The sequence below is a fragment of the Streptomyces sp. JW3 genome, from assembly GCF_052216785.1.
In the GTDB taxonomy this organism is placed as follows: domain Bacteria; phylum Actinomycetota; class Actinomycetes; order Streptomycetales; family Streptomycetaceae; genus Streptomyces.
Genome location: NZ_JBQOUX010000198.1, coordinates 1 through 4,146, shown reverse-complemented (window position 1 = coordinate 4,146; position 4,146 = coordinate 1). Strand labels below are relative to the sequence as shown.

At 74.1% G+C, this 4,146-nt stretch carries 2 protein-coding genes; both read right to left on the bottom strand.

From position 1 onward, the window contains the following. A partial coding sequence (locus ACTT8P_RS37780) for a non-ribosomal peptide synthetase (RefSeq protein WP_442836320.1) occupies window positions 1-2,770 on the bottom strand: 2,770 nt, incomplete at its 3' end. A gap of 125 nt (window positions 2,771-2,895) precedes the next feature. Further along, the coding region (locus tag ACTT8P_RS37775; protein WP_442836319.1) for a condensation domain-containing protein at window positions 2,896-4,146 on the bottom strand (1,251 nt) is incomplete at its 5' end.

Here is a 4,146-nt window from a genome sequence, read left to right as displayed (position 1 = left end):
CGGCGGTCGGGTCCAAGACGTCGTCGGCTCGTACGGCGGTCGGGTCCAAGACGTCGTCGGCTCGTACGGCGGTCGGGTCCAAGACGTCGTCGGCTCGTACGGCGGTCGGGGCCAGGACGTCGTCGGCGACCACGTAGGCCAGTAGCCGCTGGTCGCGGACCACGACGGTGGCCTGGGTGATGTCCGGGTGGGCGGCGAGGACGGACTCCACCTCGCCGGGTTCCACCCGGAAGCCGCGGATCTTGACCTGCTCGTCGGCGCGGCCCGCGAAGTGCAACAGCCCGTCGTCCGACCACTTGGCCAGGTCACCGGTCCGGTACATCCGCTGCCCGGGAACGAACGGACAGGCCACGAACCGCTCCGCCGTCAGCTCCGGGCGGCCCACGTATCCTCGCGCCAGCCCGGCTCCCGCGATGTACACCTCGCCCACCGTTCCGGGCGGAACGGGCCGCAAGAACGCGTCCAGGACATACACGGCGGCGTGCGCGAGGGGACGGCCGATGGCCGGCGGCGCGTCCTCGGGACGGACGCCGGGGGCGAGTGCGACGGCCGTCGTGATCACGGTCGCCTCGGTCGGACCGTAGGTGTTCCACACCCCGGCTCCGGCCCGCCACCGCGCCGCCAGACCGGCGGTGAGGCGTTCGGCGCCCAGCACCCAGTTCCGTACGCCCGGCACGGCCTCGGGGTCGAGGACGGAGAGCAGTGACGGCACCACGCTGGCCACGGTGACCCCGGCGTCGCGGATCATCCGCGCGAGTGCCCGCGGGTCGGTGCGCTCCTCGTCCGACGCGATCGCCAGCGTGCCGCCGTGAGCGAGCGTCACGGCCACGTCCAGCACCGCCGCGTCGAAGCTGAACGACGCGAACTGGAGACTCGTCTCGCCCTCGGCGGCGCCCAGCACCGGTCGCATCGTCTCCGCCAGCGCGGCCACCGCGCGGTGCCCGACCGCCACGCCCTTGGGCCGTCCGGTGGAGCCGGAGGTGTGGATGACGTACGCCAGCCGGTCGGCGTCCGTGGTCACGTCCAGCGGCGCGTCCGACTCGGCGGCGACGGCCCCGGCGGCCGCGGCCAGCGAGGTGTCGTCGAGGGTCAGTGCCGCGCCGCTGTCCCGGGTCATGAAGGCCAGCCGGTCGGCGGGGTGCTCCGGGTCCAGCGGCACGTACGCGGCCCCGGCCTTCCACACGCCGAGGATCGCCACGATCATGTCGGTGCCGCGCGCGAGCCGCAGGGCGACCCGGGTCTCCGGGCCGGCACCGCGCCGGCGCAGATACCTGGCGAGGCGGTTGGCCCGCCGGTCCAGCTCCGCGTACGTCAGTCGCGCGGTCCCGCAGCGCACCGCCACCGTGTCCGGGGTCCGCGCCGCGTGGGCCGCGAACAGTTCGGGCACCGTCGCCGGAACGGCCGCACGGCCGGTGTGGTTCCACTCCTCGACCACCCGCGCCCGCTCGTCCGCGTCCAGCAGGTCGATGTCCCCGACGCGGGTCCGCGGGTCCGCCGCGAACTGTTCCAGCACCCGCACCAGCCGCGCCACCACGGAGGCGGCCGTTTCCCGGTCGAACAGGTTCTGCTGGTAGTCGAGTTTGAGGTGCGTTCGCTCGTCGGGCACGACGACCAGGGCGAGGGGGTAGTGGGAGGCGTCCGTCACCTCCCTGGTGCGGCGGATCTCGATGGGCGCGGCGCTCCGGTCCGGCTGCTCCTCCGGAGGGCTGGGGTAGTTCTCGTACACCACGATCGTGTCGAAGACCCCGCCGGGCCCGGCCAGCCGCTGCACCTCGGGCAGTCCCAGGTGCTGGTGCGGCATGAGCGCGGACTGCCGCTGCTGGAGGTCGGTGAGCAGCCGGCGCACCGGCAGCGCGCCGTCCAGCCGCACCCGCACCGGGAGCGTGTTCATGAACAGGCCGACCATGGACTCCACGCCCGGCAGCTCCGGGGGCCGCCCGGCGGCGGTCGCGCCGAAGACCACGTCGGTGCGGCCCGACAACTGTGCCAGGACCAGCGCCCAGGCGCCCTGGAGCACGGTGTTGAGCGTCACGCCCTGGCTCCGGGCGACGTCTGCCAGGGCCTGGCTCAGTGCCACCGGCAGCTCGGTGATCACATGTGCCGTCTCCCCGGGCCGCCGTCCCGGGTCGGCGGGGGCGACCAGGGTCGGCTCCTCGGCGCCGGCCAGTTCGGCCTGCCAGGCGGCCCGCGCGGCCGGCTTGTCCTGACGCGTCAGCCAGGCCAGGTACTCCCGGTAGGAGGTGGCGCGGGGCAGGACGCGCGCGTCACCGCCCGCCGCGTAGACGGCGGTGAGTTCGTCGAACAGGACGGGCAGGGACCAGCCGTCCAGGAGCAGGTGGTGGCTGGTCAGCACCAGCCGGTGCCGGTCCGGCGCGACCCGGATGAGCAGCAGCCGCAGCAGCGGTGGCACCGCCGGGTCGAAACGCCGGTCCCGCTCCGCCGCGCACAGCCGGCCGATCTCGGCATCGGCCTCGGTCCCGGACAGTCCACTGACATCCGCTTGCTGCCAGGGCAACGTCACGGCACGGACGATGACCTGCACCGACTCGCCGGTACCGCGCCTGCGGAAACTCGCCCGCAGCGCGGCATGGCGGTCCAGCAGCGCCTGCCACGAGGTGCGCAGCACCTCCGCGTCGAGCGGACCGAGCACGTCCAGGCTGCGCTGGCCCTGGTACACGTCGGTGCCCCGGCCGTCGAAGGACGCGTGGAAGAGCAGTCCCTCCTGAAGGGGCGACAAAGGCCATACGTCCTCGACACGAGCTCGGGCCATCGGGGTGTCTCCTCACCATTACCTGGGTGGTGCCGCCAACACGTGATCGTTGTTCTCGCGTACGTGGTGCGTGGTGCCTGGTGCCTGGTGCTTCGTAGGTCGTGCGGCGTGCGTGTGCGGCTCGGTCAGGCGTGGTCGTCGGCGAACTCGGACTCGAGGTCGTCCACTTCGTCCTGGCCGAGCGCGAGCAGGGAGAAGTCGGAGGGTGTGTGTCCGCCGGCGCCCGGGTCGGCGTCGGTGTGCGCGGCGAGTCCGGCCAGCATCTCCAGCCAGATCCGCCCGAGTCGCTCGGCTTCGGTGTTCTCGATGAGCGTGCCGGGCCAGGCCAGGGACACCGTCAGCTCCGGCCCGGCCGGGGTGTCCTCGACCAGTGCCACGGCCTCCAGCGCGTGCCGGGCGGGCGTCTGCGGATCGGCCGCCCCGCCCAGCCCAGCCCCGCCCACGGGCTCCCAGGCACCGGCGGGACCGTCCGCCCGGCCGGCCGGGAACCTGCCCAGGTAGTTGAAGCCGAGCTGCGGGCCGGGCAACGCCGCCAGCACCGGGCCGGTCTCGGCGTTGAGGTGACGCAGCAGCTCGTACCCGAGCCCCTCGCCCGGAACGGCCTGCGCCTGCTCCTTCACCGCCTTCAATAACGTACCGGCCGCCGGGCCGCCGGTACGTGCCCGGCCCAGCCGCACGCCCCCGAGCCGCAGCCGCACCGGGTGTGTGCTGGCGAACCAGCCCACCGTCCGGGACAGATCCACCCCGTCGGCCGTCGTCTCACGTCCGTGTCCCTCCACGTCCACCAGCAGCCCGGCGGCACATTCCGGCCGCCAGACGCCCACCGCACCGGCCAGCGTCGCCAGCAACACCTCGTGCACACCGCAGTGGAAGGCGGCGGGGGTACGGGTGACCAGGGTGCCGGCCTGCGCGGCCGGTACTCGCCAGGGCCGGCGCACGGTGGACGCCTCCGTGTCCCGGGCCGGGTCCAGGGGACGCCGGCCGAGCAGCGGCTCGCGGTCCGCGAGGAGGTTCGTCCACGTCTCCAGCTCCGCCGTGCGTCGCGGGTCGACGGCTTCCGCGGCCAGCACCTGCGACCACCGCCGGAACGACGTACCGGCCGGGGCCGGCGCGGGTGTCCGTCCGGCGAGCACCGCTTCGCAGGCCGCGCGCAGGTCCGGGACGAGGATGCGCCAGGACACACCGTCCACGACCAGGTGGTGCACCACGAGCACCACCCGTCCCGGTGCGTCGGCTCCCGCATCGACCCAGACCGCCTGCACCATCACACCGCCCGCCGGATCCAGCCGCTCGACGGCAGCCCGCGCCGCATCCTCCACGACACGATCCAGCCCAGCACCCTCCTGCCCGCCGGCGTCCACCCGCGACACCAACGC